This is a genomic window from Rhizobium sp. Leaf371, from assembly GCF_001424045.1.
Lineage (GTDB): Bacteria > Pseudomonadota > Alphaproteobacteria > Rhizobiales > Rhizobiaceae > Ferranicluibacter.
The window spans coordinates 375,332-401,501 of sequence record NZ_LMQB01000001.1 but is presented as its reverse complement, the minus strand read 5'-3'; the positions used below and the strand labels follow the sequence as shown (position 1 = coordinate 401,501).

The 26,170-nt window shown below is 65.4% G+C and carries 21 protein-coding genes and 2 pseudogenes; 12 read left to right on the top strand and 11 right to left on the bottom strand.

Features of this window, described 5'->3' with window-relative positions; genetic code table 11:
- Nucleotides 1–61: 61 nt before the first annotated feature.
- Together adh and ASG39_RS01770 are read right to left on the bottom strand one after the other, a co-directional pair.
- Nucleotides 62–1,570 (bottom strand): aldehyde dehydrogenase, encoded by a 1,509-nt coding sequence (gene adh / locus ASG39_RS01775; protein ID WP_062592232.1) that lies wholly within the window; start codon nt 1,568–1,570, stop codon nt 62–64.
- A gap of 161 nt (nt 1,571–1,731) precedes the next feature.
- Entirely contained in the window at nt 1,732–2,679 is a 948-nt protein-coding gene (locus ASG39_RS01770) for a helix-turn-helix domain-containing protein (protein ID WP_062592230.1), read from the bottom strand.
- A gap of 207 nt (nt 2,680–2,886) precedes the next feature.
- Between ASG39_RS01770 and ASG39_RS01765 the strand changes: the two genes are divergently transcribed.
- Nucleotides 2,887–4,086, top strand: coding sequence for a benzoate/H(+) symporter BenE family transporter (locus tag ASG39_RS01765; protein ID WP_062592228.1), 1,200 nt, complete (start codon nt 2,887–2,889; stop codon nt 4,084–4,086).
- A 7-nt stretch (nt 4,087–4,093) separates the two neighbouring features.
- Here ASG39_RS01765 and ASG39_RS01760 read toward each other — a convergent pair whose 3' ends face one another.
- Nucleotides 4,094–6,190, bottom strand: coding sequence for an EAL domain-containing protein (locus ASG39_RS01760; protein ID WP_062592226.1), 2,097 nt, complete (start codon nt 6,188–6,190; stop codon nt 4,094–4,096).
- A gap of 256 nt (nt 6,191–6,446) precedes the next feature.
- On the opposite strand from ASG39_RS01760, the gene ASG39_RS01755 reads away from it, so the two are divergent.
- The 4 genes from ASG39_RS01755 to pth all read left to right on the top strand — a co-directional run bounded on the left by ASG39_RS01755 (nt 6,447) and on the right by pth (nt 11,402).
- A complete protein-coding gene (locus ASG39_RS01755) occupies nt 6,447–7,097 on the top strand; it encodes a 50S ribosomal protein L25/general stress protein Ctc (protein WP_062593319.1) in 651 nt (216 codons plus the stop codon).
- Nucleotides 7,098–7,324: 227 nt separating this feature from the next.
- Nucleotides 7,325–9,697 (top strand): bifunctional diguanylate cyclase/phosphodiesterase, encoded by a 2,373-nt coding sequence (locus ASG39_RS01750; RefSeq protein WP_062592224.1) that lies wholly within the window; start codon nt 7,325–7,327, stop codon nt 9,695–9,697.
- A 139-nt stretch (nt 9,698–9,836) separates the two neighbouring features.
- Nucleotides 9,837–10,541 carry a transporter substrate-binding domain-containing protein gene (locus ASG39_RS01745; protein WP_162242397.1) on the top strand — a complete coding sequence of 235 codons (705 nt, stop codon included), beginning with the start codon at nt 9,837–9,839 and terminating at the stop codon, nt 10,539–10,541.
- 132 nt (nt 10,542–10,673) lie between these two features.
- Complete coding sequence (pth, locus tag ASG39_RS01740; RefSeq protein WP_062592220.1) at nt 10,674–11,402, top strand: aminoacyl-tRNA hydrolase; 729 nt, start codon at nt 10,674–10,676, stop codon at nt 11,400–11,402.
- 46 nt (nt 11,403–11,448) lie between these two features.
- Here pth and clpS read toward each other — a convergent pair whose 3' ends face one another.
- Nucleotides 11,449–11,757 carry an ATP-dependent Clp protease adapter ClpS gene (clpS, locus tag ASG39_RS01735; RefSeq protein ID WP_062592219.1) on the bottom strand — a complete coding sequence of 103 codons (309 nt, stop codon included), beginning with the start codon at nt 11,755–11,757 and terminating at the stop codon, nt 11,449–11,451.
- Nucleotides 11,758–11,974: 217 nt separating this feature from the next.
- On the opposite strand from clpS, the gene ychF reads away from it, so the two are divergent.
- Nucleotides 11,975–13,078, top strand: coding sequence for a redox-regulated ATPase YchF (gene ychF / locus ASG39_RS01730; RefSeq protein ID WP_062592217.1), 1,104 nt, complete (start codon nt 11,975–11,977; stop codon nt 13,076–13,078).
- 102 nt (nt 13,079–13,180) lie between these two features.
- Here the strand turns inward: ychF and ASG39_RS01725 are convergent, their stop codons facing one another.
- Together ASG39_RS01725 and ASG39_RS01720 are read right to left on the bottom strand one after the other, a co-directional pair.
- Nucleotides 13,181–13,726 (bottom strand): adenine phosphoribosyltransferase, encoded by a 546-nt coding sequence (locus ASG39_RS01725; protein ID WP_062592215.1) that lies wholly within the window; start codon nt 13,724–13,726, stop codon nt 13,181–13,183.
- A gap of 141 nt (nt 13,727–13,867) precedes the next feature.
- Nucleotides 13,868–14,335 (bottom strand): DUF4168 domain-containing protein, encoded by a 468-nt coding sequence (locus tag ASG39_RS01720; protein WP_062592213.1) that lies wholly within the window; start codon nt 14,333–14,335, stop codon nt 13,868–13,870.
- Between the two features lie 197 nt (nt 14,336–14,532).
- Here ASG39_RS01720 and ASG39_RS01715 point away from each other — a divergent pair, with 197 nt between their 5' ends.
- A complete protein-coding gene (locus tag ASG39_RS01715) occupies nt 14,533–14,718 on the top strand; it encodes a DUF1059 domain-containing protein (RefSeq protein ID WP_062592211.1) in 186 nt (61 codons plus the stop codon).
- A 68-nt stretch (nt 14,719–14,786) separates the two neighbouring features.
- Here ASG39_RS01715 and ASG39_RS01710 read toward each other — a convergent pair whose 3' ends face one another.
- The 3 genes from ASG39_RS01710 to ASG39_RS01700 are packed head-to-tail and all read right to left on the bottom strand — an operon-like array spanning nt 14,787 to nt 17,359.
- The gene (locus ASG39_RS01710) at nt 14,787–16,046 is read right to left on the bottom strand and encodes a CCA tRNA nucleotidyltransferase (RefSeq protein ID WP_062592209.1); all 1,260 of its coding nucleotides are present in this window, start codon (nt 16,044–16,046) and stop codon (nt 14,787–14,789) included.
- Nucleotides 16,043–16,699, bottom strand: coding sequence for a CoA pyrophosphatase (locus ASG39_RS01705; RefSeq protein ID WP_062592207.1), 657 nt, complete (start codon nt 16,697–16,699; stop codon nt 16,043–16,045). Before ASG39_RS01705 ends, ASG39_RS01710 begins: the two co-directional genes overlap by 4 nt.
- Before the next feature lie 24 nt (nt 16,700–16,723).
- The gene (locus ASG39_RS01700) at nt 16,724–17,359 is read right to left on the bottom strand and encodes a DUF1285 domain-containing protein (protein ID WP_062592204.1); all 636 of its coding nucleotides are present in this window, start codon (nt 17,357–17,359) and stop codon (nt 16,724–16,726) included.
- A gap of 192 nt (nt 17,360–17,551) precedes the next feature.
- Here ASG39_RS01700 and ASG39_RS01695 point away from each other — a divergent pair, with 192 nt between their 5' ends.
- From ASG39_RS01695 to ASG39_RS01680, 5 genes and pseudogenes are all read left to right on the top strand, one after another.
- The gene (locus ASG39_RS01695) at nt 17,552–18,565 is read left to right on the top strand and encodes a MoxR family ATPase (RefSeq protein ID WP_062592202.1); all 1,014 of its coding nucleotides are present in this window, start codon (nt 17,552–17,554) and stop codon (nt 18,563–18,565) included.
- A gap of 4 nt (nt 18,566–18,569) precedes the next feature.
- Entirely contained in the window at nt 18,570–19,493 is a 924-nt protein-coding gene (locus ASG39_RS01690) for a DUF58 domain-containing protein (protein ID WP_162242396.1), read from the top strand.
- Nucleotides 19,490–21,466: pseudogene (locus ASG39_RS01685) on the top strand (BatA domain-containing protein); the annotation flags it as partial. The gene ASG39_RS01690 and the pseudogene ASG39_RS01685, both read left to right, overlap by 4 nt.
- Nucleotides 21,467–21,646: 180 nt before the next feature.
- Nucleotides 21,647–22,417, top strand: a pseudogene (locus ASG39_RS24750) (DUF4159 domain-containing protein); the annotation flags it as partial.
- A 40-nt stretch (nt 22,418–22,457) separates the two neighbouring features.
- Nucleotides 22,458–24,539, top strand: a complete 2,082-nt coding sequence (locus ASG39_RS01680; RefSeq protein ID WP_062592197.1) for a hypothetical protein — start codon at nt 22,458–22,460, stop codon at nt 24,537–24,539.
- 5 nt (nt 24,540–24,544) lie between these two features.
- Here the strand turns inward: ASG39_RS01680 and ASG39_RS01675 are convergent, their stop codons facing one another.
- Together ASG39_RS01675 and ASG39_RS01670 are read right to left on the bottom strand one after the other, a co-directional pair.
- Entirely contained in the window at nt 24,545–25,411 is an 867-nt protein-coding gene (locus ASG39_RS01675) for an alpha/beta hydrolase (protein ID WP_062592195.1), read from the bottom strand.
- Nucleotides 25,412–25,544: 133 nt separating this feature from the next.
- Nucleotides 25,545–26,045: an N-acetyltransferase gene (locus tag ASG39_RS01670; protein WP_062593315.1), complete on the bottom strand. Its 501-nt coding sequence runs from the start codon at nt 26,043–26,045 to the stop codon at nt 25,545–25,547.
- Nucleotides 26,046–26,170 lie beyond the last annotated feature (125 nt).

Below are 26,170 nucleotides of genomic sequence, written 5' to 3'. Positions count from 1 at the left end.
GCGTTTTCGACGCCTCGTCCGAGGGCGAATTGATTTCGCTTCGGCTGAAAAATACCTAGACTCAGAAGAAGCCGAGCGCCTTCGGGCTGTAGCTCACCAGCATGTTCTTGGTCTGCTGATAGTGGTCGAGCATCATCTTGTGCGTTTCGCGGCCGATACCGGACTGCTTGTAGCCGCCGAAGGCCGCATGCGCCGGATAGGCATGGTAGCAATTGGTCCAGACGCGCCCGGCCTGGATATTGCGGCCGAAGTTGTAGCAACGATTCGCATCGCGGCTCCAGACGCCGGCACCCAGACCGTACAGCGTGTCGTTGGCGATCTCGAGCGCTTCCGCGTCGTCCTTGAAGGTGGTGACGGAGACCACGGGTCCAAAGATCTCCTCCTGGAAGACCCGCATCTTGTTGTGCCCCTTTAGCACGGTCGGCTTGACGTAGAAGCCGCCGGCCAGTTCGCCGTCGAGCATGTTGCGCTCGCCACCAATCAGGACTTCCGCACCCTCCTGTTTCCCGATGTCCATATAGGACAGGATCTTGTCGAGCTGCTCGGAGGAGGCCTGCGCGCCGATCATCGTGGACATGTCGAGCGGGTTGCCCTGCTTGATGGCCGCGACACGCTTCAGAGCCTTTTCCATGAACCGGTCGTAGATCTTCTCGCTGACCAGTGCCCGGCTCGGGCAGGTGCAGACCTCGCCCTGGTTGAGCGCGAACATGGCGAAGCCCTCAAGCGCCTTGTCGAGATAGTCGTCGTCTTCCGCCATCACATCGGCGAAGAAGATGTTGGGCGACTTGCCGCCAAGTTCGAGGGTGACCGGGATCAGGTTCTGGCTGGCATATTGCATGATGAGCCGGCCGGTCGAGGTCTCGCCGGTAAACGCGACCTTGTTGATGCGCGGGTTGGTCGCCAGCGGCTTGCCGGCCTCGAGCCCGAAGCCGTTGACGATGTTGAGCACGCCCGGCGGCAGCAGGTCGGCGATCAGCTCGGCCCAGACGAGAATCGAGGCCGGCGTCTGTTCGGCCGGTTTCAGGATCACGCAATTGCCGGCGGCGAGCGCCGGCGCCAGCTTCCACGCGGCCATGAGAATCGGGAAATTCCACGGGATGATCTGCCCGACGACGCCGAGCGGTTCATGGAAGTGGTAGGCGATCGTATCGCGATCGACTTCGCCGATGGTGCCTTCCTGGGCGCGGACGCAGGAGGCGAAATAGCGGAAATGGTCGATGGCGAGCGGCATGTCGGCCGCCATGGTCTCGCGCAGCGGCTTGCCGTTGTCCCAGGTTTCCGCCCGCGCCAGAAGCTCCATATTGTCTTCCATGCGCTGCGCGATCTTCATCAGGATATTGGCGCGCTCGGTGGTCGAGGTCCGGCCCCATTTATCCTTGGCCGCATGGGCGGCATCGAGCGCCGCCTCGACATCGGCCGCTTCCGAGCGGGCAATCTGGCAAAGCACGCCACCGGTGACGGGCGTCGTATTGTCGAACGTCCGACCGCTCGCAGCGTCGCGCCAGGCGCCTCCGATGAAGTTGCCGTATTTCTGCTTGAACGGGTTCTCGACGATTTTCTGGTGCAGCATGTGCTTCTCCTCCGAAAGGACAGTTCCCTCTGTCTGAGCGAGATCCTGCGCCGGAACAGGCCGCAGCAAAAGAAGCGGAGAACCGATCCGGGGTCGCAACTGTCTCACATCTGCGACACGCGTGCGCTGCAACCCGTGCTGCGGTGCGAAGAGGGCGTCGATCAGTCGATCGCGAGCTTCTTGATCTTCCGGTAGAGCGTCGCGCGGCTGATCCCGAGGCTTTCGGCCGCGGCGGAAACATTGCCACTCGCCCGCGACAGCACCCTGCGAAGTGCGGCGCGCTCCGCATCGTCAAGATTCTCGTGGTCGCCCGAGGGACGATCGTTCAGGAGATCGGAGGCCGGAATCCCGGCCGCGATTCTCACATCGTCGATCCCCAGCGTCAGCCGTGCCGCCCGCGTCGCGCCGAGCACGAGGTCGTCGCGATCAATCGCGAGCAGCGCCGGCGTCGTCTTGCCCTCGGCCGGCACCAGCAGGACACGATGGCCGCGAAAGGCCCGGTGGAACAGGTTCGATTCGATCCGCGCGGCGGCATCCCGCACGGCCTGGGCGAGGATGGACATCGCCATTTCCCCGGCATCCTCCCGGCAGGTGGAGATATCGATCGCTGCGGTTACGCGTCCGCAATGATCGCGGATTGGCGCGGTCGCGCAGGAAAGACCTGTGTTGCGGCTGAGAAAATGCTGGTCGCGATAGATGACGATCGGCCGCTCGTCCGCAATCGCCGTGCCGATGCCGTTGGTGCCGACGCTCGCCTCGCTCCAGACCGTGCCGGACCAGAGGCCGATGCCGCGGAAATCCTTGTCGTCGCCGGCGGCCCCGCGCCGATCGAGCGCTACGCCGTTGCCGTCGGTAAGAAGTAGGCAGCAACCTGCTTTCCCCACGGTCGCAAACAGCCTGTCGATCTCGCCGCGCGCCTCTTCGAGCAGGGCGCCGCTCTGCTCGCGCGCCAGCCGAAAGGCCTGGTCGTCGAGCCGTATGGGCGACCGCGCCTCCTCCGGCGAAAGCCCGTGCACGGTCATACATCGCCGCCACGACGCGGCGACGGGCGAACTGGCTGCCGCAGACGCGTGATGCGCCACGGCCTGAACGTGATCCGAATGGTTCATCCGCTCTCCTCCCCGAAAGCTGACGGTCCGGGCACTATACCGGGATTTCCCCAAACGTCCATGCAGCGGAAAAGAGAGGTCGCATCAGGACGCCGGCACGGTAAAAAATCGCGCTGGCCTGTGTTCTCGGAGCCTCCGACTTGCTACAGCGAAACGGACCCTGGCCGACATCGGCCGGCTTTCCCGCATTCTTTTCGACGGACCATCATGCTGCGCGACATTTCCTTCCAGAGCCTGTTCATGGGGCTCCTCACGGCCTTTGTCGGCTTTGCCAGCTCGTTCGCCGTCATCCTGCACGGCCTGTCGGCCGTGGGCGCGACGGAGGCAGAGGCGGCCTCCGGGCTCATGGCCCTGTCGGTCTCCATGGGCATTCTCGCCATCCTGTTGAGCGTGTGGACCCGCCTTCCGATCAGCATCGCCTGGTCGACGCCGGGGGCGGCCCTCATCGCCAGTTCCGGGGCGATCGCCGGCGGGTTCCCGGCGGCCGCCGGCGGCTTCGTGCTCTGCGGCGTCATGATCGTCATCGCCGGCCTCTGGCGCCCGCTTGGCCGGCTCGTCGGCATGATCCCCGCGCCGCTCGCAAACGCCATGCTCGCCGGCGTGCTGGTGTCGCTCTGTTTCGCGCCGGTGAAGGCCGTGGGTGCAGATCCCGCCCTCGGCTTGCCGATCGTGCTGGCCTGGGCCGTCGCCGGAGCAATCAACCGGCTGCTGGCGGTGCCCGCCGCCCTGCTCGCCTTCACCCTCGTCATCATCTTCGGCATCGATGTTCCACCGGGCGCGCTGGATGGCCTCGTCGCGACGCTCGTTCCCGAGCCGGTCTTCGTCATGCCGGTCTTCACCGTGGCGGGCCTCGTCTCCATCGCCCTGCCTCTCTTCGTCGTCACCATGGCGTCGCAGAACATTCCCGGCATCGCCGTGCTCAAAGTCCACGGCTATACACCGGAGCCCGGCCCGCTCTTTGCCGCAACGGGGATCTTTTCGCTGTTTGCCGTTCCCTTCGGTGGCCACGCGGTCAATCTCGCCGCCATCACGGCGGCCATGTGCGCCGGGCCGGATTCGCATTCCGATCCCGCACGGCGCTACTGGTCGGCCATTATCGCCGGCATCTTCTACATCGTCTTCGGACTTCTCGCGGCCACCGTGACGCTGCTCGTCGGCCTTGCGCCGCCGGTGCTCATTCAGGCCGTGGCGGGTCTCGCGCTGATCAGCGCCTTCGCGACCTCGGCCGCCGCCGCCTTCAAGGATGCGGAAAGCCGCGACGGCGCCGCCATCACCTTCCTCGTGACAGCCTCCGGCGTCAGCTTCGCCGGCATCTCAGGCGCCTTCTGGGGCATCGTCGCGGGCGGGCTCATGCTGCTCCTCACCCATGTCAGGTCCAGACGCGCGGCATCGCGCCATCCATCCTGAACGGGCCTCAGGCCGCGACGGCCGGGGACAGAGGCGACGGATCGACGGTCTCGTCGTCGTCCAGGGACAGCTCGATCTCGACGGCCGTCATGACGGCGGTCTTGATGTCGGAGAGCGGTTGCGGCTTTCCGAAGAGATAGCCCTGCACCTGCAGGCACCCCTCGCCGCGCAGGAAGGTCATGTGCTCCTCCGTCTCGACCCCTTCGGCAAGGACCGGAATATCGAGGCTGCGCGCCAGGATGATCGTGGAACGCACGATCGCTTCGGCCGGCCGGCTGCGGCCGATGCCATCGACGAAGCTCCGGTCGATCTTGATCTTGTCGAACGGAAAATTCTGCAGGGTCGACAGCGAGGAATAACCCGTCCCGTAATCGTCCATGGCGATCTTCACGCCCATCGCCTTCAGCTGCCGGATGATGTGCAGCGCATGCTGCTGGTCGCCGATGATGCCGGATTCGGTGATCTCGAGTTCGAGACGGTCGGCCGAAAGACCGGTCTGGAGCAGGATGTCGCGCACCCGGTGCGGCAGGAGCCTGTCGGCCAGCTGCGCCGGGGCGACGTTGACGGCAATGCGCAGCGGCTGCGCCCAGGACGAAGCTTCGCGGCAGGCCGTTTCCAGCACCCAGTCGCCCAGCGTCTGGATGAAGCCCGTACGCTCCGCGAGCGGAATGAACTCGACGGGCGACACCATGCCGCGCGTCGGATGCCGCCAGCGCAGCAGCACCTCGTAGCCGATGATGTCCCGGCTCAGGGCATCGTTCTGCGGCTGGTAGTAGAGTTCGAGTTCGCCCCGGTCGATGGCGTGGTGAAGGTCGATGGACAGGAGGCTGCGATCGCGCGTGGCCGCATCCATGCTCGGCTTGTAGAACCGGACGGCCGTCGGCCCCGTTGATTTTGCGCGCTGCATGGCGAGATCCGCCTGCGTGAGAAGATCGGTCGCGGTCTGTCCCGAGCCGGGGAAGAGTGCGATGCCGGCACTCGCGGTCACGCGGAAGGGCCGTCCCTCCAGATCCATCGGCAGGTTGACGGCGGTCAGGATCCGCTCGGCGAATTCCTTCGCATCCGCCTTCATGAAGAACTGGTCGAGAACGGCCACGAACTCGTCGCCGCCGTTGCGGGCCAGAAACTCGCCGGTCTGCAGGACGCCGGACACTTTTTCCGCGATCTCCCGCAGAACCCGGTCGCCGACGGCCTGCCCGTGGGCATCGTTCACATCCTTGAACCGGTTGACGCCGATGGCCACGACCGCCATGCGCGCCGTGTCGTCGCGCGGCTGCCGCATCGTCTCGCCGACATGCTCATGGAGCGCATCCCGGTTCGGCAGGCCGGTCAAGGCATCGTGCCGCGAAAGATGGCGGTAGCGCTCGGCTGCCAACTGGTTGGAATTCAGATCGATGATATAGGCCGAGGCGCCGAGCGCCATCATGACCGCCATGATCAGGAGAACCATGGCGACCAACACGCTGTCCGACACGCCCATGTCCGGGATCAGGACGGTGGGGTCGGGGACGATCGTCATCCCCGCCATCGCGGTGAAGTGCAGCGAGACGATCGCCAGAATAAGGCTCGTCGCGCCGCCATATTTGCAGAAACGCGTAACCGGCCGCGCGATACGGTTCGTGGCAACCGCGCCGAAGCCGACCGAGAGCACCATTGCGACGGCGGTCAGCACCGGGTCCCATGTCTTGAAACCTTCGACCAGAAACGCGGCCATGCCGACATAATGCATCGCCACGATGCCGAGACCGACGATACCGCCACCGACCTCGATGGTCGCACCCGTCTGGCGTCCGGCGGTGATGCCAAAGCCGAACAGCGTGAAGCCAACGGCAATGGCGAGCGACAGGAGGCTCATGAAGGGATCATAGGCGTGATCGAGCGACATGCGATAGCTGATCATCGCGATGAAATGCGTCGACCAGATGGTCGAGCCGCCGATACATCCCGACAGAAACAGCCAGTGGAGCTTCTGGACCCCCTGGGTGCGCCGCACGCGGGCATAAAGCCGCATCGTCAGGACGGAGCCGAGGATACACACGGCAAGCGCTGCAAGCAGCAGCGGATACGAATGGTCGAGCGCTACGCAGGAGAGAATTGTCAGCATGCAACACCTATGAGAGACGGATGAGATCTCGCACGGCCATACCCATCAGGTCCTTAACGCGCCGCGACGTTCTTCCCGAACGGTTACCGACCTCTGAACGGCCGAGGGCGCGCAAGCATTGCAATTTCGGGGTTTCTCGGTTATGGACGCGCGTCCGCGCAGACACCCTTGGAGGCAAACGCGGATGAGGCCTCGAAACCTCGATCCGCAAGGCGGCTTCGCCCTGCGGATGCTTCACAACAAGAAAGGTATTGCCATGAGCAACGCAACTTACGAGCTCAAGGCCGAAACGCGCGAACGGGTAGGTAAGGGGTCCTCCCGCGAACTGCGTCGCAACGGTCTTATTCCTGCGGTCATCTATGGTGACAAGCAGACACCGATTTCCATCGCCCTGTCGACGAAGGAAGTCACCCGGCTCATTCATGCCGGCGGTTTCATGACCACGGTTGCCACGATCGACGTCGACGGCAAGAAGATCCAGGTCCTCCCCAAGGACTATCAGCTTGATCCGGTGCGTGATTTCACCATGCATGTCGACTTCCTGCGCGTGTCGAAGAACAGCGTCGTGACCGTCGAAGTGCCGGTTCACTTCGAAAACGAAGACAAGTCCGCTGCCATCAAGAACGGCGGCGTTCTCAACGTCGTTCGTCACACGATCGAACTGGTCGTCCCGGCAAACGCGATCCCGGACGCCATCACGGTCGACCTCAGCGGTCTGGCCAAGATCGGCGACGGCATCCACATCTCCGACATCACGCTGCCCGAGAACGCGACGCTGACGATCACCGACCGCGACTTCACGGTTGCGACGATCGCCGCTCCGGACGTCCTGACGGCTGAAGAAGAAGAAGGCACGCCGGCTGCTGAAGCTGCCAGCGAAGACGAGAACGAAGGTAACGCCGAGTAAACCTTACTTTCAAGTAAGCTTTACGAGCGTCCATGCCGCATCGAAAGGCCCGCCTGCATCGCGCAGGCGGGCCTTTTGCATTCGCTCCCACGGCGGGTGGCTTCAATAACATTTAATGCTTTTGTGGTCTTGTTGCCGAAGATTGTGCGCTGTGTTCCGGCATGCGGAACCTTGTGCGATCAATGCAGGGAACGGGCCATGACAGACGCGATTGCCGGGGCGAGACAATGATGCATTCCGTGGAACATCGCTTCGTCGCGATCGTCTGCGGCGCCATGCTGGTCTTCGTCGCGCCGCTCATCGTGCTCTTCCTCTACCTCTCCTCCGGCCGCATCGAGCGCGAGCAGCTGGCCACGGCCGAGATCATCCTGGACGCCGGCGCCAAGGCGCTGGCAAAGCCGCTCTGGGACTTCGACACGGAAGCGCTGGACCGGATCGCCCACGCGCTGGCGGCGGACGGAAACATCGCCTTCGTCAAGGTCACCGGCACCTCTGCCGGCCTCTCCTCCGTCTATCCGGCAACCGACGACGAGGCGGCCGGCACCCATGCCATCCTGTCCCGCGACATCGTCTACGACGCGCAGACCGGCCGGAAAGTCCTCGGAACGGTCGAGCTGCATGTGCGCAGCAGCGGCCTGTTCGCCCGGTTCGGTACCGACGAACTGGTTATCTTCTCCATTCTCATCGTCGCCATCGCCGTCGTGTTCATCGCGGCGATCGTCGGCAATCGCATCACCGTCATCCGCCCGCTCCTGCGCCTGACCGCCGCCATCGAGATGAGCCGCCTGTTCGGTTCCCGCCAGAGGGTCGAATGGGAATCGGACGACGAGATGGGCGCGCTCGTGCTCAAATTCAACGAGATGCAGAGCCGTCTCGAAAACGAGCAGAACGCGCTGCGCCGCGCCCATGCGCGCTCGACCGAAATCTACAACCTGACGCCGGCCATGCTGTTTTCGATCGATCTGGAAGACCGGATCGTCGCCGTCAGCAACTTCTGGCTGAGCAAGACCGGCTATGCGCGGGAAGCCGTCATCGACCGGCCGTTTTCGGATTTCCTCGACCCCCTGGCCCATGAATCCTATCGCGACCGTCGCATCGCCGCCGGGCTTCAGAACACCTGCGAGGTGACCGTTCCTTTCCTCAAGGCGAATGGCGAGACGATGAGCGTCCTCATCCAGGAGACCATGACGCTCGATCACGGGCAGACGGAAGATGCCGCCCTCGCCGTCATGACCGATATCACGGCGCTGAAGCAGGCCGAAAGCCGCAACCATGTGCAGGCCATGACCGATCACCTGACCGGTCTCCTCAACCGCCAGGGCTTCGAGGCGGCCCTGAATGCCGGCATCCGCAAGGCCGACGAACGTTCCGGCGAACTCGCCTGCGTGTTCATCGACCTCGATCGCTTCAAATGGATCAACGACAATTTCGGCCATGCGGTCGGCGACGAGGTCCTGCGACAGGTCGTGTCGCGCGTTCGCGCCAAACTGCGGCCCGAAGACACCATGTCGCGCATCGGCGGCGACGAATTCGCGATCCTCATCAATGGCGAGAACGTCGAGATGCTGGCCAGCGACATCGGCGACGGCATCTGTGCGAGCCTTGCCGAACCGATCGTCGTACGCGGCACCGAACTCTCGGTCAGCTGCAGCGTGGGCATCGCGCTCTACCCGGTCCATGCCGAAAACGCCTCGGATCTGCTGCTGAAGTCCGACATCGCCATGTATGCCCGCAAGCATGGCGGAAAGAACGGCAAGCAGATGTTCGATACCTCGATGCTCGACGCTGCCCGGGAGCGGCACGAGATCGCCCAGCATATCGAGAGCGGCCTGCGCGAAGACTGGTTCGAAGCCTATCTCCAGCCGATCGTCGGCATGAGCGATGGCCGCATCGTCGGCTTCGAGGCGCTGATGCGGCTGAACCATCCGGAAAAGGGTCTCCTCTCCCCGGCCCGCATTATCGGCATCGCCGAGGAGACCGGCACGATCGGCCGCGTCGGCGAGCGCATTCTGGAAAAGGCCATCGGCCATCTCGCGGCGATCTCGCGGCTGGAAGGCACCGGCGACACCTATCTCGCGGTGAACTTCTCACCGATGCAATTCGAAACCACCCTGCCCCACAAGCTTGCGGCGCTGCTCCTCAAGAACCACATCGCACCGAGCCGCATCGTCATCGAGATCACCGAAGCCGTGCTGATGCTCGACAGCCCGGATGTCCACGCCGTGCTGAAGCAGCTCGGCGAATTCGGCTGCCGCATCGCGCTCGACGATTTCGGCACCGGCTATTCGTCGCTGAGCTATCTCAACCGTTTCCCCGTCGATATCGTCAAGGTGGACCAGTCGTTCACCCGCTCGCTGACGGCCGATGAGGTGGACGTCCGCCGCAAGAGCCGCATGCTGATCAAGGGCATCCGCACCATCTCCAACCAGATGGGATACGACACGGTGGCCGAAGGCATCGAAACGCTCGAAGACTGGGAACTCCTGAAGAAACTCGGCATCGACTATGGCCAGGGTTACTTCTTCAGCAAGCCGATGCCGATCGGCGACATGCTGAGAATGCTGGAGAGCAATTCGGAAGCCAAGGCGACGACGGCCTGATCGGCTCGAACGGACCGACGGGCATGTCCAACGCCCGATCATTTGGCAGGGAGCGACGGCCGGCATGCAGCAAACGGGATCAGGGAGAGCGGGACGCGCAACGGCGGTCGCAACAGCCATGCTGTGCTCGTCTCTTCCCATGACCGCCGCATCTGCGCAATCGGCCGCCGCTCCTGATGGCCCGAAAACGCTGACGTTCCTGACGGAGGAATATCCGCCCTTCGGCTTCACGAAGAATGGTGTGGTGACCGGTTCGTCGGTCGATCAGATTCGCGCGATCCTGACGGAAATCCATCAGGACTACACGCTCGACATCGTCCCCTGGGCCCGTGCGTTCGCAACGGCACAGGCGGATCCGGCAACCTGCATCTTCACGACGGCGTTTCTTCCCGAGCGCGCCGCGCAATTCAAATGGGTGCTTCCGCTCGATGTCGATGCGCTTCTGCTCGTCGGCCGCTCCGGCGGCACGGCCCTCCCCCGCTCGATCGAGGCCGCCAAGGCCTTCACGGTCGCGGTCTATAATGGCGACATCGGCGAGCGCATCGCCCTCGCCATGGGTTTCCAGCATCTGGATTCGGCGCCAAGCGTCGAGCTGTCCATCAAGAAGCTGCTCGCCGGCCGCGTCGATCTCGTCCTTATCACGGGCAAGACCTTCAACGAGCTCCGCAGCCAGGATCAGCCTCTCGAAGAGGTCCTCAAGGTCGAATCCACACGCTCCGGCATCGCCTGCAACCCGTCCGTGCCGGACGCGCGCATCGCCGCCATGCAGGCGGTGCTCGACCGCATGATTGCGGACGGTACCCAGGCCGAGATCGAGCAGCGCTACCGAATTTCGGGCAACTAGCACGATCCAGAGGCCTCGCCCCCCACGAACCGGCTTGACAGGGACGCCCCCGACAGGTGCAGAAAGCCCTTCCCGCAGCATACGCACGCGACGCGTTCTGCACCGAACCGGCAAACGACCCGAGACGAGACAATGTTGATCTTTGCAGGACTGGGCAATCCGGGCCCGAAATATGCGGGAAACCGCCACAATATCGGTTTCATGGCCCTCGACGCGATCCATCGCCGTCATCCCTTTTCGCCTTGGTCGAAAAAGTTCAAGGCCGAGATTGCGGAAGGCGACCTCGGAGGCGAGCGCGTGCTCCTCCTGAAGCCGCAGACCTTCATGAACCTCTCGGGTGAAGCCGTCGGCGAGGCGATGCGCTTCTACAAGGTTCCGGTCGGCAACGTGGTCGCGATCTACGACGAACTCGATCTCGTGCCGGGAAAGGCGCGGCTGAAGACGGGCGGCGGCCATGGCGGGCACAACGGCATCAAGTCGATGGACGCGCATTGCGGCCGCGATTACCGGCGCCTGCGCCTCGGCATCGGCCACCCCGGCTCGAAGGAACAGGTGGAACGCCACGTCCTCGGCGACTTTTCCAAGGCCGACCGGCTCTGGCTCGAGCCGCTTCTCCAGGCTTTGGCGGACAATGCCGACATGCTGGTCCGTGCCGAGGATTCGCAGCTGATGAACAAGCTCGCGCTTGCCACCGGCAGCCCGCCGCCGGCCGAGCCCGGAGCGAAGGCGCCGACCGCAAAGAAGCCCGCCGGTCAGTCCCACATCCGGGCGGCGCGCAACCACGCCCAGCCGAAAATCCTGCCGACGACCGGACCGATGGCGGACATGCTGAAGAAGATGTTCGGCAACAAGGACGACTAGACGGACGAGCCGGCGCTCGGCACGATCGGGGCCTTCAAGGCCGCGATCACTCTTCGGGCTCGGTGGTCAGCATCATCGGAAATCCGGCTTCCTTGGCGAGGTCGGTCGCTTCCTTCGCCTTTGTCTCGGCAATATCGCGGGCGCAGACCAGGAGAACGCAGGAGCCCATCTTATGGGCGGTCAACATCATCCGGTAACCGCTCTCCTCGCTCATCCGGAACACGATCTTCAAGACCATGATGACGAAGTCACGCGGCGTATAGTCGTCATTCAGAAGAATGACCTTGTAGAGCTTCGGCCGCTGGAGCTTCGGCTGCGTCACCGTCTTCGGCGTGGTGGTGGTATCATCGCTCATGAGCAAGCGCCTTTCCGACGAAAAAGGCCCGGGAACAGGCAAGCCGCTATATCACATCGCGCGTCACCGGTTTCAAGCGTGACCAAGCAGATTCAAGGCGCGGCCCCGTCTTCCAACAGCGTCCGGACGCCCGCACGCGGCCCGCCCCCTTGACCCTTCAGCCGCTTTCGCCCATAGGCACCGCATTGCAAAACGAGTAGAGACGGGTCGTCACGCCATGGGTTTCAAATGCGGTATCGTCGGTCTGCCGAACGTCGGCAAGTCCACGCTGTTCAACGCGCTGACGAAGACGGCGCAGGCGCAGGCGGCGAACTATCCCTTCTGCACCATCGAGCCGAACACCGGTGAGGTCGCCGTGCCCGATCCGCGGATGCGCAAGCTGGCCGATATCGCCAAGTCCAAGGAACTCATTCCGACCCGCATCGCCTTCGTCGACATCGCCGGCCTCGTGCGCGGCGCCTCGAAGGGCGAAGGTCTCGGCAACCAGTTCCTCGCCAACATCCGCGAAGTCGATGCCGTGGTGCACGTTCTGCGCTGCTTCGAGGACGACGACATCACCCATGTCGAGGGCAAGATCGATCCCGTCGCGGATGCCGACACGATCGAAACCGAACTGATGCTGGCCGATCTCGAAAGCCTGGAGCGGCGGACCGAGCAGACCCGCAAGCGGGCAAGCTCGAAGGACAAGGAATCGGTCGCCGCCCTTCCCATCATGGACGCGTCGCTGAAGCTTCTGAACGAGGGCAAGCCGGTCCGCACGCTGCTCTCCACGCTCAACGCCGAGGAACTCCTGATCCTCAAGAGCCTCAACCTGCTGACATCGCACCCGGTCCTCTATGTCTGCAATGTCTCCGAGACGGATGCGGTCGAGGGCAACGCGCATACGCGTGCCGTCGAGGTGATGGCCAAGGCGCAGGGCGCGGAAACCGTGGTCATTTCTGCAGCCATCGAGTCCGAAGTCGCCCAGCTTCCGGAAGACGAATCGCGGGAGTTCCTCGAAGCGCTCGGCCTCAGCGAAGCCGGCCTCGACCGTCTCATCCGCGCCGGCTACAAGCTGCTAGACCTCATCACCTATTTCACGGTGGGACCGAAGGAAACGCGCGCCTGGACCATCGAGCGCGGCATAAAGGCCCCGGCCGCCGCCGGCGTCATCCATTCGGATTTCGAACGCGGCTTCATCCGCGCCAACACCATCGCCTATGACGACTACATCCAGTTCAGTGGCGAAAGCGGCGCGAAGGAAGCCGGCAAGGCGCGGGACGAAGGCAAGGAATATGTCGTCCAGGACGGCGACGTCATCCACTTCCGCTTCAACACATAAGCGCCGAAACGTCTGCCACCCCAGTCGCTCCGGGAACGTGACAAGGCCCCATGCATCTCCGCAGAGGCATCTCCGCATCGGACATGCCCGGGGCCTTTTCATTCAGTGTCCGGAAAATTCGACCAGCGTGCGCACCTCGACGCCGAGTGCCTCGAGCTTCTTGCGGCCGCCGAGATCGGGAAGGTCGATGACGAAGCAGGCGGCGACGATATCGGCGCCCATCTGCTTCAGCAGCTTGCACGCGCCCTCCGCCGTGCCGCCGGTCGCGATCAGATCGTCGATGACGATGACCTTCTCGCCCGGCGTGATGGCGTCGCGGTGCATTTCCATCTCGTCCACGCCATATTCGAGGCTGTAGGCGATACGCACCGTATCATGCGGCAGCTTGCCCTTCTTGCGGATCGGCACGAAACCGGAGGACAGCTGGTGCGCCACGGCACCGCCGAGGATGAAGCCGCGCGCCTCGATGCCCGCGACCTTTTCGATCTTCGTCCCGGCAAAGGGATGCACGAGTTCGTCGATCGAGCGGCGGAACGCCCGCGGATTGCCGAGAAGCGTCGTGATATCGCGAAAGAGAATGCCCGGCTTCGGATAATTCTCAATGGTGCGGATGGCGGCAGCAAGCTCGCTCTGTAGGGAAGACGTCATGAAAACGGAAGGCCTCGCAAAGGTCTGTTAGAGCCCACGTCTTAGCACCGGAAAGGGCCCGGCCCTACAGCATTTTTCACGGGTTTCCGGTCCTGGGGACAAACGGCCCGGCCTGTCGGCCGGACCGCTCCGAATGCGCGATCAGTCGGCGGCAGCCGGGCTCTTCTGCAGGTTTTCCTGCACCTTGCGCGCCACGGTCGGGTCGGATTGCGCCGCCGTGATGATGGTCTTGTAGTCGTTCAGCGACATGCCGGGAGAGGTTTCCACCGCCTTGATCATCTGCTGGTTGGCCTCGTTCTGCAGCTTCTGCTTTGCTGCGGCATCGGTAGTGGTGCCGATCTTCTGGGTGTAGTCCTGCCGCACCTTGTCGACCTGGAGATAGGCGACGGCGAAGGCCTTCAGCTTCTCGTCCGTGATCGCGGCCTGCGGCGCTGGAACCTGCGTGGCTCCGGCAGACGGGGTGCGCGGCTGCGTCGCCTGCGGTACGGCCGCACCCTGCGCGAAGGCCGGCGACTGGACGACGAGGATTCCGAGGAGCGCAGCCGTCAGCGAGGCGACGGGGGTGGAGACGGTCCTGTTGCGGAACGTTGTCGTGGGGCGGTTGATCATTCATTGTCCTTCCGTGTTTCCGGGAAGCCAGAAGCTTCCTTTGCGTTTCTCAGCCCGCGCCCCTTCTCGCCAATTCACCTGGCGAGAATGTGACGGCAAGGCCGTTTCCGGAACCATCCGCCGGTCTCGCGTGTTTGCCGATGCCATCTCTGCGTTGAAAGGCGGGGGTGGCAGGAGGATAAGAACAGGAGGAAACAATGAGACTGTTTGAATGTGGTGCGCTGGTCCCCGGCTGCGACTGGCATACGCGGGCCGACAACGACGCCGAGATCGTGCGGCGAACCGTCGAGCATCTGCGCCAGGCCCATGGCGAGAGCGTCATCCGCGAAAACATGATCGACAACATCAAGTCGCGGATCGTCGAGGAAACGAAGGCGGCCTGAAAAAGGCAGGCAACAGCGCCGCAGGCATCCGGCCTGCGGCTCGCGCGACCCAGCCCATTCGAGACCGGCTATTCGCCCGTGACGCGCGCGAGCAGGTTTTCCCGGCTCTCGCGGAAACCCGAGGCGATCCAGGCATCTTCGAGCTCTGAAAGCTTCTGCCCCATCGCCGGACCCGGCGAAACTCCGCTTGCGATCAGGTCACTGCCGCTCACGGGAAATACCGGTTTCTTCCAGGCAAGCGTGCGGTCGAGCAGACGCCCGAGGCGGGCGACGGTCGCCATCGCCTCCCCGTCGGTGTCCGCCTTCTGCCGCGCGGATGCGAGCGCCAGCTTCAGGCGAAATACCACGCCACTCGCACCCTGACGATAAAGCAGCCGGTCGAGTGCTGACTCCGCTATACCGTCCGCGATCGCGCCGGCTTGTGCAAATGCCTGCAGCACCGCACCTTCCACCTTGGAGAGACGCAGCCGCGAGGCCATGGCGTCCAGCCGCTCAGCATCCGGCGGAACCATGGCAGCCAGACGCAGCAAAGGATCGACCGGCCATCCCAGAGTTTGCTCGGTCGCAATCAGCCCCGGAATGGCGTCGATGCCCCATTTCTCGCTTTCCGGCAGGATTTCCGTGAGAACGCCGGAGGTTCGCATCCACAACAGCGCCCGACCGGGGTCTCTTGCCGACAGCAGTTTCTTGAGTTCGGCCCACACCCGTTCCGCCGAGAGCGTCGAGAGCTTCGCCTTCGCTTGTGCCGAGGCGCGCAAGCCGTCCGCATCCGGCCGGAAGGAGCCGTACCAGGCGAAAAACCGGAAAAACCGAAGAATGCGCAGATAGTCTTCCGCAACCCGCTCGGCGGCCGGGCCGATGAAGCGAACCATACCCTTCTCGATGTCGGCGATCCCGCCGACGAGGTCGATCACCTCGCCGGAGGCCGTCGCATAGAGCGCGTTCATCGTCAGGTCCCGTCGCGCTGCGTCTACCGCCCAGTCCGTTCCGAACGCGACCTGGGCGTGCCGGCCGTCCGTGGACACGTCGCGGCGCAGCGTCGTCACCTCGAAGGGCACACCGTCGAGGACCAGCGTCACCGTGCCATGCGCGATGCCGGTCGGCACCACCTTGATGCCGGCCGCCCTGGCCCGCTCGGTCACTGCGTCGGGCGTCAGCGTCGTCGCCAGATCGACCTCGCTGACCTTCGCACCCATCAACGCATTGCGCACCGCGCCGCCCACCACCCGGACCTCGCCGCCATCCGCGTTCAGGAGGTCGAAGATGCGGCGGAGCGCCGGCGCCTGGAACCAGGGCTGGTCTGCGACGGATGGTGCGGCAGCGGTCATGCGTAAAGCCTTTCATACAGCATCCGGACGATGCCGGCCGTGATGCCCCAGATCCGATGCCCCTCATAGGGCATGGAATAGTAGTGCCGCTCCGCGCCTTTCCAGTGGCCGCTGTCGACCGCGTGATTGTCGGGATTCATCAGAAACGACAGCGGCACGACGAAAGAGCCCGCGACCTCGTCCGGGTTCAGGGTCAGCGTATAGCCGGGGCGCACGACGGCGAGCACCGGCGTGATGCGGAAACCGGACAGCGCCATGTAATGCGGCAGCCGCGCGACAGGCTCGATGAAGGCGCGATCGAGGCCGATCTCCTCCTCGGTTTCCCGCAGCGCCGCATCCTCGACCGATCGGTCTTCGGGATCGACCGAACCGCCGGGAAAGGCGATCTGCCCGGAATGCTTGCGCAGCGTCGTCGTCCGCTCGGTGAAGATGACCCCGGCATCCGCGCCGTCATCCACCACCGGCACGAGAACCGCGGCATCCCGGAGCGACAGCGTCTCGATATACGGCACGACATCGGGATTGAGCAGAATGTCGGCGTGATCCCGCCAGGCAAGATCGATCGGTCCGCCGCGCTGCGCCGTCGCGCGGCTCCGGAATGCGGCTGCGGAAAAATCGGTGATGGCCGAGGTGGCGTTGGTGGCATCCGTCATGACAGCGTCATCGTCCAGCCGCGATCATTCCGCAAGAGCCGCGAGCGTTTCCGCCGGCATCATCGGGAAGACGGCGCCGCCGGAGCGCACCGCAAAGGTCGGCACGCCCTCGATCTCGATCTCTTCGCCGAGCGCTGCGAGATCGTACGTGACGGCCCGCGACACGAGCGCCTCCAGCCGTCCGCGGACATGCAGATAGGGCTTCATCTCGGCATGCTCTCCGGTCATCTCGAAGCGCAACGGGTGCTCGGGACCGGCTTCCACGACATCCCCGACATTCGTGCGGAACGACAGGACGGGCACGCCGTCGCGCAGCGTCGCCGTCATCTCGACCGCAAGGAACGGCGCGTCCACCACGCGGATGCCGACCTTCTCGCCGGGCGTCACCAGATAGGTCTTGCCGTCCTCGTCCTTGCGCAGCACGGTGGAGAACAGCCGGACGAGCGCCGGCCGGCCGATCGGCGTTCCCATGTAGAACCAGGTTCCGTCAGCGCGGATTTCCATGTCGAGATCGCCGCAGAAGGGCGGGTTCCAGCGCTCCACGGGAGCCACGCCACGGGGTGCCGCCCCCTCGATGGTGACGGCCTGTCCCGCCGCCCGCGCGATCATCGCCGCGAGACCGGCTGCATCGCTCGTGTCGTCCGTTTTCGCCGCTGCCATCGTTCTGTCCCGTTTGCCCGTGATCTTGCATTTTATCAGACTGAGCCTCACGAGATAGTGCGCTGCACATGGCTTGTCAGCCTGAAGGTGATAGCTAGTTTGAAATGGAACACGGAACAGGCGCGGATGCGATTCGAAATTCCCGTTCGGATCAGGGTCGTATCGGGCGCCGGGCGAGCGGAGAGTTGAGCGATGGGACTGATGAACACGGCGGACGCCGCGCTCGACGACAAGGCGATCGTCGCCGCCGCTGAAAAGGCGCTGGCCGACATCGCCGTCATCCGCGCGGAAGTCGGCAAGGTGATCTTCGGTCAGGAAAGCGTGGTCGAGCAGACCCTGCTCGCCGTCCTCTCCGGCGGCCATGCGCTGCTCGTCGGCGTGCCCGGGCTCGCAAAGACCAAGCTCGTCACCACGCTCGGCACCGTGCTCGGCCTCGACAGCAACCGCGTCCAGTTCACCCCCGACCTCATGCCGTCCGATATTCTCGGCTCCGAGGTCATGGACCAGGACGACACCGGTCGCCGCTCGTTCCGCTTCGTGCCGGGCCCGATCTTCACCCAGCTCCTGATGGCCGACGAGATCAACCGCGCCAGCCCGCGTACGCAATCGGCCCTGCTCCAGGCCATGCAGGAATATCACGTGACGGTTGCCGGCCAGCGCAACGACCTGCCGCGGCCCTTCCACGTTCTCGCCACCCAGAACCCGCTGGAGCAGGAAGGCACCTATCCGCTTCCCGAAGCGCAGCTCGACCGCTTCCTGATGCAGGTGGATGTGGACTATCCCGAGCTTGCCGCCGAACGCCGCATCCTGCTGGAAACGACCGGCACCCATGAAAGCAGCGTCAAAGCCGTGCTCGACGCGCCGCAGTTGATGGGCATCCAGAATCTCATCCGTCAGATGCCGGTCAGCGAAACCGTGGTCGATGCCATCCTGACGCTGGTGCGCTCTGCCCGCCCGGGCCACGGCAATGCCGATACCGACCGTCACGTCGCCTGGGGTCCCGGCCCGCGCGCCGGCCAGTCGCTGATGCTGACGGCCCGCGCCCGCGCGCTGTACGACGGCCGCCTTGCGCCCTCGGTCGATGACATCGCGGCCCTTGCCGAGCCCGTGCTTCAGCACCGCATGGCCCTGACATTCGCCGCCCGCGCCGAAGGCATGTCGGTGCGCGACGTCATCGCCGGCCTCGTCAAGACCCTCAAGGCCTGACCGGATGGTGAACGCCGTCGGGCACATCGTCGATCGCACGCCCTCCGGTGAGCTTCTCTCGCGGGCCCAGAGCCGGGCCGCCCTCGTGCCGGACTGCATGGTCGAAGCCCGCCGGATCGCCAACACCGTCATCTCCGGCTGGCACGGCCGCCGCCGGCGCGGCATCGGCGAAAATTTCTGGCAGTTCCGGCCCTATTCGGATGGCGAAAGCCTGTCGCGCATCGACTGGCGCCGCTCCGCCCGCGACGACCACACCTATGTCCGCGACCGCGAATGGGAGGCCGCCCACACGATTTGGCTCTGGGCCGACCTGTCGCCGTCGATGATGTACAAGTCGCGCTTCGGCACCGTGTCGAAGGAAAGCCGGGCGCTGGTGCTCATGCTGGCCCTGGCCGAGATCCTTGCCCGCTCGGGCGAGCGCATCGGCTGCCCCGGCGTCATGGAACCGGTGTCCGCGCGCAATGCGGCCGAGCGGCTCGCAACCGCGCTGATCCACAGCGACCTCTCCTCCGGCCTGCCGGAAACCGGCATGATCCGCGGCTGGAGCGATCTCGTGCTGATCGGCGATTTTCTCGATCCTGCCCCCGCCATCATGGAGCGCCTCGGGCCTCTTGGCCGGCGTGGCATGCGCGGCCATGTCATCGAGGTGGCAGACCCGGCCGAGGAAACCTTTCCCTATGCCGGCCGCACGGAATTTACAGACCCGGAAACTGGGGAAAAGCTGACCGCCGGCCGGGCCGAAATCCTCGCCGAGGACTATCGCCGCGCCTATCTCGCGCGCCGCGACAGCCTGGGCCAGTCCCTTCGCCACATGGGCTGGACCTTCATTCCGCACCGGACCGACCATCTGGCCTCTGAAGCGCTCGTCGCCGTGCACATGCACCTCTCCGGCATGCCCGGACGCGCCACGCATGGAGGCCAGCTGTGAGCGTCCTGCCCTTCGTCTTTTCCAGCCCGCTGATGCTCGCCGCCCTCGTCGCGCTGCCGGCAATCTGGTGGCTGCTGCGGCTGACACCGCCCAAGCCCGTGACCGAAGCCTTTCCGCCGCTGCGCATTCTCGCCGGCGTGCTGAAGCGCGAGGAGACCCCGTCCAAGAGCCCCTGGTGGCTGACGGCATTGCGCATGCTGATGGCGGCTTTGATCATCCTCGCCATCGCCGATCCCGTCGTCAATCCGAAGGTCGGAACGCTGTCGTCCGCCGGACCGCTGGCGCTGGTCATCGACAATGGCTGGGCGACCGCAACCGACTGGGAGCGCCGCGTGCGCACGGCGGATGCCTTGATCACCGAGGCCGAATCCGCCGACGTGCCCGTCTCCCTCGTGCTGACGGCAGAGCCGGAGAATGACGGCGTGCCGGGCACGGCCACAGCGGCCCGGACCCGGCTTGCCGCCGCCGCGCCGCGCCCGCTGCGCCCCAACCGCGCCCAGGCGGTTGCCGCCCTGCGCACCGGGCTCGACGGCACGCGCCCCGGCACGCTCGCCTTTATCAGCGACGGGATCGCCTCTGGCGACGACACCGTGATGCGCGACCTGGCGGGCCTGTCTCCGCAGAGCCTGCGACGGATCGCGGGCGATGGCGGCGATGCGATCGCCCTGACCGGCGCCGTCAACGAGGCGGACGCGATGCGGATCACCGCGACGCGCCTTCAGACTGCGGCACCCCGCACGATCGCCCTGACCGCCTTCGACACGCGCGGCCGGACCATTTCGAACGGCAGCATCACCTTCCCCGCAGGCGAGGCCACAGCCTCCGGCACCCTGACCGCGCCCTTCGAACTGCGCAACGATTTCGCCCGCATCGGCATCGACGGCCTCGCGACGGCGGGCAGCACCTATCTTCTGGACGACGGATTTCGTCGCCGGCGCGTGGCGCTTCTCTCGGGCGAAGCGCGCGACCAGTCGCAGCCGCTCCTTTCGCCGCTCTACTATATCAACCGCGCGCTGGCGCCCTATGCCGACCTCGTGCAGCCGACGGAGAACGATCTGGCCGTCGCGCTGCCGCAGCTTCTCGAGCAGAAGCCCTCGATGGTCATCATGGCCGATATCGGCCGCCTGCCGGAAGAGACCACGCCGGCCATGACGCGCTGGATCGAGAACGGCGGCACGCTGGTGCGCTTTGCCGGTCCACGCCTTGCAGCGGCCCCTGCCGACGATCCCCTGGTGCCCGTGCGCCTGCGCCAGGGCGAACGCGCGCTGGGCGGCACGCTCTCCTGGTCGGAGCCCCAGCCGCTTGCACCCTACCCCGCCACCAGTCCCTTTGCCGGCATGCCGCGCCCGGAAGGCATCACCGTCAACCGGCAGGTGCTGGCCGAACCCACGGCCGATCTCTCGCAGCGCACCTGGGCGAGCCTTGCCGACGGCACACCCCTCGTCACCACGCGCACGCTGGGCGCCGGGCGAATCGTGCTCTTCCATGTCAGCGCGGAAGCGACCTGGTCGAACCTGCCGATCTCGGGTGATTTCGTGGAGATGCTGCGCCGCGTCGTGCAGCTGTCGCGCAGCGGCGGCGTCACCAGCGAAGGCAGCGCTTCGGCACAGGCCCTGCCGCCCTATCGCCTGATGAATGCCGATGGCACGCTCGTCACCGAGACCGGCGGCGCGCGTCCGCTGGAGATCGCGGCGGGCGTGACGCCCGTGGCCGATAGCGAGCATCCGCCCGGCCTGTACGGTTCCGAGGAAGGCTTCGTCGCCCTGAACCTCCTGCCCCGCGACGCGACGCTGCGTCCGATCGAAAGCACCAACCTGCCGATGCCCTATACGAGCGAAGCCCTGATCGGCAGCGAGGCCTGGTCGATGAAACCGGCCCTTTTCACCGCGGCGCTGATCCTTCTGCTCTTGGACACGCTGATCGTCCTCTTCATGGCCGGCACCTTCGCGCGTCCGAACCGGCTGAGGACCGCAACCGCCATGCTGGCGATCGGCATGATCGGCTTCGGCGCGGCAGCGCTCGCGCCGCAGCCCGCCCAGGCCCAGGCCCAGGCACAGGCACAGGCCCAGGCCCAGGCCCAGACACAGGCCCAGACACAGGCACAGGCACAAGCCACGCCGCCGACACAGACGGCCCCCGCTCAAGGGCCGTTCGACGACACCCGGCCCGGCGACGAGGAGATCCTCAGCCATCTCGACAACACGCATCTGGCCTATGTCGTCACCGGCGAGAGCGAGGTGGATCGCATCTCCGAGCGCGGGCTCGCGGGCCTGACCGAATTCCTCACCTATCGCACGACGCTTGAGCCCGGCGCGCCGGTCGGCCTCGATATCTCCAAGGACGAGCTGTCGTTCTACTCGCTGATCTACTGGCCGATCTCCGCCAATGCCGAAATGCCGAGCCCTGCGGCGATCAGCCGGATCGACGCCTATATGCGCGCCGGCGGAACCGTGCTGTTCGACACGCGCGACCAGCTCTCTTCCCTGTCGGCCGCCTCCGGCACCAGTCCGAACACCGAACGTCTGCAGGCGATCCTGGCCGATCTCGACATTCCCCCGCTCGAACCCGTGCCGACCGACAACGTGCTGACCAAGTCGTTCTATCTGCTCTCATCCTTCCCGGGCCGCTATACCGGCAGCCCTCTGTGGATCGAGGCGCAGCCGCACAATGACGGCGAGCCGTCTGAGCGTCCCGCCCGCTCGGGCGATGGCGTCTCGCCGATCATGATCACGGGCAACGATCTGGCCGGCGCCTGGGCGACGGACGACAATGGTGCACCTTTGTTGCCGACCGTGCCGCCGGACGAGATGCAGCGCGAATATGCGTTCCGCTCGGGCGTCAACATCATGATGTATATGCTCACCGGCAACTACAAGGCCGATCAGGTCCACATTCCGGCCCTGCTCGAACGGCTTGGCCAGTGAACGGCTTGGCCCGTGAAGGCCGATCAGTGAAGGCCCACAGATGACCATCGACGTTTCGCCCCTCGTTCCCCAGGCCGTGCTGATCGCCTTGTCGATCCTCGCCGCCCTGCTCGTCGCCCTGTCGCTGTGGCGCGGCGTGCGGGGTGCCGTGTTGCGGGCGCTGGCGCTGGCCGCGCTCTGCCTTGCGCTCGCCAATCCCGTCTTCTTCCAGGAGCAACGCGAGCCGCTGTCCACCATCGTCGCTGTCGTGGTCGATCGCAGCCAGAGCCAGGATGTCGGAGAGGGTGCTGCCAACCGGCGGGCGATGACCGACCAGGCGCTGACGACGCTGAAGGAGCGCCTCGCACGCTTCCCGCAGATCGAGCCGCGGATCGTCGAAGCCGCCGACGATGCCGACACCGAGACGCCCTCGACACGCCTGTTCTCGGCGCTGTCGAATGCCCTGTCCGACGTCCCCCCGGCCCGCGTCGGCGGCGCGATCTTCATCACCGACGGCCAGATCCACGACGTGCCCGATATCAATCAGCCGCTCGGCTTCGATGCCCCGATCCACGGCCTGATCACCGGCCAGCCCGACGAGTTCGATCGCCGGATCGAGGTGATCAGCGGCCCCCGCTTCGGCATCGTCGGCGAGGAACAGGCCGTGACCTTCCGCGTCATCGACGATGGCCGCACGCCGTCCGGTACCGCCGAAGTCACCGTCAGCCTCAACGGGCAGGAGATCGCCACGCAGCAGGCGGAGCCCGGCACAGACATCCCCTTCCGCTTCACCGTGCCGCGCGGCGGCAACAACATTCTGGAATTTGCCGTCGCGCCGCTGGCCGGCGAGGTCACCGGGGCGAACAACCGCGCCGTCCACGTGCTCGACGGCATTCGCGAGAACCTGCGCGTCCTCCTCGTCTCGGGCGAGCCGCACTCCGGCGAGCGTGCCTGGCGCAACCTCTTGAAGTCGGACGCCTCGGTCGATCTGGTGCATTTCACCATTCTGCGCCCGCCGGAAAAGCAGGACGGCACGCCGATCAACGAGTTGTCGCTGATCGCGTTTCCGACCCGCGAGCTGTTCATCGAGAAGATCAACGAGTTCGACCTCATCATCTTCGATCGCTACCAGCACCGCGGCGTGCTGCCGATCATCTATTACGACAACATCGCCCAATATGTCGAAAACGGCGGCGCCCTGCTGATCGCCGCCGGCCCGGAACATGCGGGCGCCGACTCGATCGCGACGACGCCACTCTCCGCCGTCCTTCCCGCCAGCCCGACCGGGCAGATGAACGACAAGGCCTTCTTCCCGAGGCTGACGGACGAGGGCCGCAAGCATCCCGTGACGCGCGGGCTCGAAGGGGCAAACAGCGAGCCGCCGCATTGGGGCCGCTGGTTCCGCACTGTGGATGTCGATCCGCCCGAGGGGCAGACGATCATGCAGGGCGCCGACAACAAGCCGCTGCTGGTGCTGAACCGTGTGGGCAAGGGCCGCGTCGCCATGCTTTTGTCCGACCAGGGCTGGCTCTGGGCGCGCGGTTTCGAAGGCGGCGGTCCGAGCGTGTCGCTCTATCGCCGCACGGCGCATTGGCTGATGCAGGAACCGGCGCTCGAAGAGGAAGCGCTGACGGCACGCGCCAGCGGCCGGACGCTCGAAATCACCCGCCAGACCATCGCCGGCGATCCTGGCACCGCCCGCCTCACCCTGCCCTCGGGCGGCACGCTGGATGTGGGCCTGACGGAACGCGAGCCCGGTCTCTACCGCGCCGACGTGCGCACCGCGGAAACGGGCCTGTTCGAGGTGGCGAACGGTGACCTGACCACGCTCGTCCACGTCGGCAGCGTCGATGCGCCGGAATTCAAGGCGACCGTCTCGTCGGAAGATCTGCTGGCGCCCTGGGCCGAGAAGACGAAGGGCCTCGTCCACCGCGTGGCCGATGCCTCCGGCGCCATCGATATCCCGGCCATTCTGCCCGTGCGCGGTCAGGTTCGCGTCGCCGACGCCAATCGGATGTCGCTGCGCATGACCGATGAAACCGTGCTGAAGGGCGTCAATTCCCTGCCGCTCTTTGCCGGCTTCCTCGGCCTCGCAGCCCTGCTCCTCGTCCTCTCCAGCACCTGGTATCGCGAGGGCCGCTAGCGGGTTCAGGTGCTCGGCCCGCGCCCGTCGAGGAAGGCAAGCACCGCGGCGCAGTAGCCGACCGGATCCTGATAGAGCGCCTTGTGGCCGACATCCTTGAGCAGCAGGAAGCGCGCGCCGGGAATGGTGCGGGCGATATATTCGGAATGCGCACGGCTGACCGCCTCGTCGTGATCGCCGAGCGCGATAAGGGTCGGCACGCGGATGCTCTTCAGCTCGGCCTCGGAGTAACGCGGCTCGGTCGCCCAGAGCTTGGCAATGGCGGCCCGAAATGCCGGAAAATCGTCGGGCGTTGCGGACAACCGCCGGTAATCCGTCTCGTCGCGGTTTCCGTCCGGCTGCTGGAGCGAGAAGCGCGGTTGGGGCAGAAGCCCGTCCGGCGAGACGTTGGCCGCCTGCGCGAACAGCTTCGTCAACCGCTCCGGATGGTTGAGCGCGATATCGAGACCGATGATGCCGCCATCGCTCCAGCCGACCAGCGCCGTCCGCTCGATCTTCAGCGCATCCAGCAGCGCGACATAATCCTCCGCCATGAGATGATAGGTGAAGGGCGCATCCGTGCGGGTGGACCGGCCATGGCCACGACTGTCGGCGACGATGACCTCATGGGTCTTCGCAAGGATCGGCACTTCGAAGCCCCAGACATCGGCGCTCCCCATGCCGCCATGGACGAGCAGGATCGGCGATCCCCTGCCCTTGCCGTAGACCGCATAGGACATGCGGATACCGTTGACCGCGGCAAAGCCGCTGTCATCGGCCCGCGGCAAAGGCGGCGGCGGGTTGAAGCGGTACCAGCGCTCGTCGCCCGCCACCCCGAGATAGCCGAGCATGAAGACGAGGAACGCGAGAACGAGACTTTTCAGACCGGACATGAACGCGCACCCTGGCTCCGCCCGGCACGGGGTCCGGACACAGCGTAAACCTAGCCGCACAATATTGAGGAACGTTTACGCGAGCCCCGACAATGGGAGCGGCAGGCACAGGGAGACGTGGACGCGTGCTCTCTCAGCCGCGCCAGCGGATCTCGCCGGCAAGCCGCGCATGAATGTCGGCACCGATCGGCACCACGAGAACCCGCGCCATATCGACGGGACCGGGAAACAGGAGCGCCCCGCGCGAGACCGGCTCGAAGCCGAGCGGCTGGTAGTAAGCGGCATCGCCGACGAGGATGACGGCTTCCGACCGCTTGCGCCGGGCGGCCTCCACCGCAATCCGAACCAGTTCCCGCCCGATCCCGCGGTTCTTGTGGGAAGGCCGCACGGCCAGCGGTCCCAGCAGATGGGCGGCGACCGGACCGGCGGAGACGGGGGTCATCCGCACGGAACCGATCGTCTCCCCGTCGTCGGCGCAGATAAAGGACAGCGACCGGTCGTGCGGCCCCTGCTCGCGGATGCGGGCGGCCGCGCGCGCGAAACGGCCGGGGCCGAAGGCTTCCTCGTTGATCAGTTCGATGGCGGCGTCGTGGGAGGCATCTTCCGTCAGATAGACGAGGTCGTGCTTGTGCATGAACATGGGGAAACCCGATTGGCGAGCGAGACATGGGGAACGACAGCGCAAGACCGCGCATGCCGGAAAGCATGGTCATCAGCGTCGTCGAGGGTTTCCTGCAAAATGCATGTTCACGTCTTTCG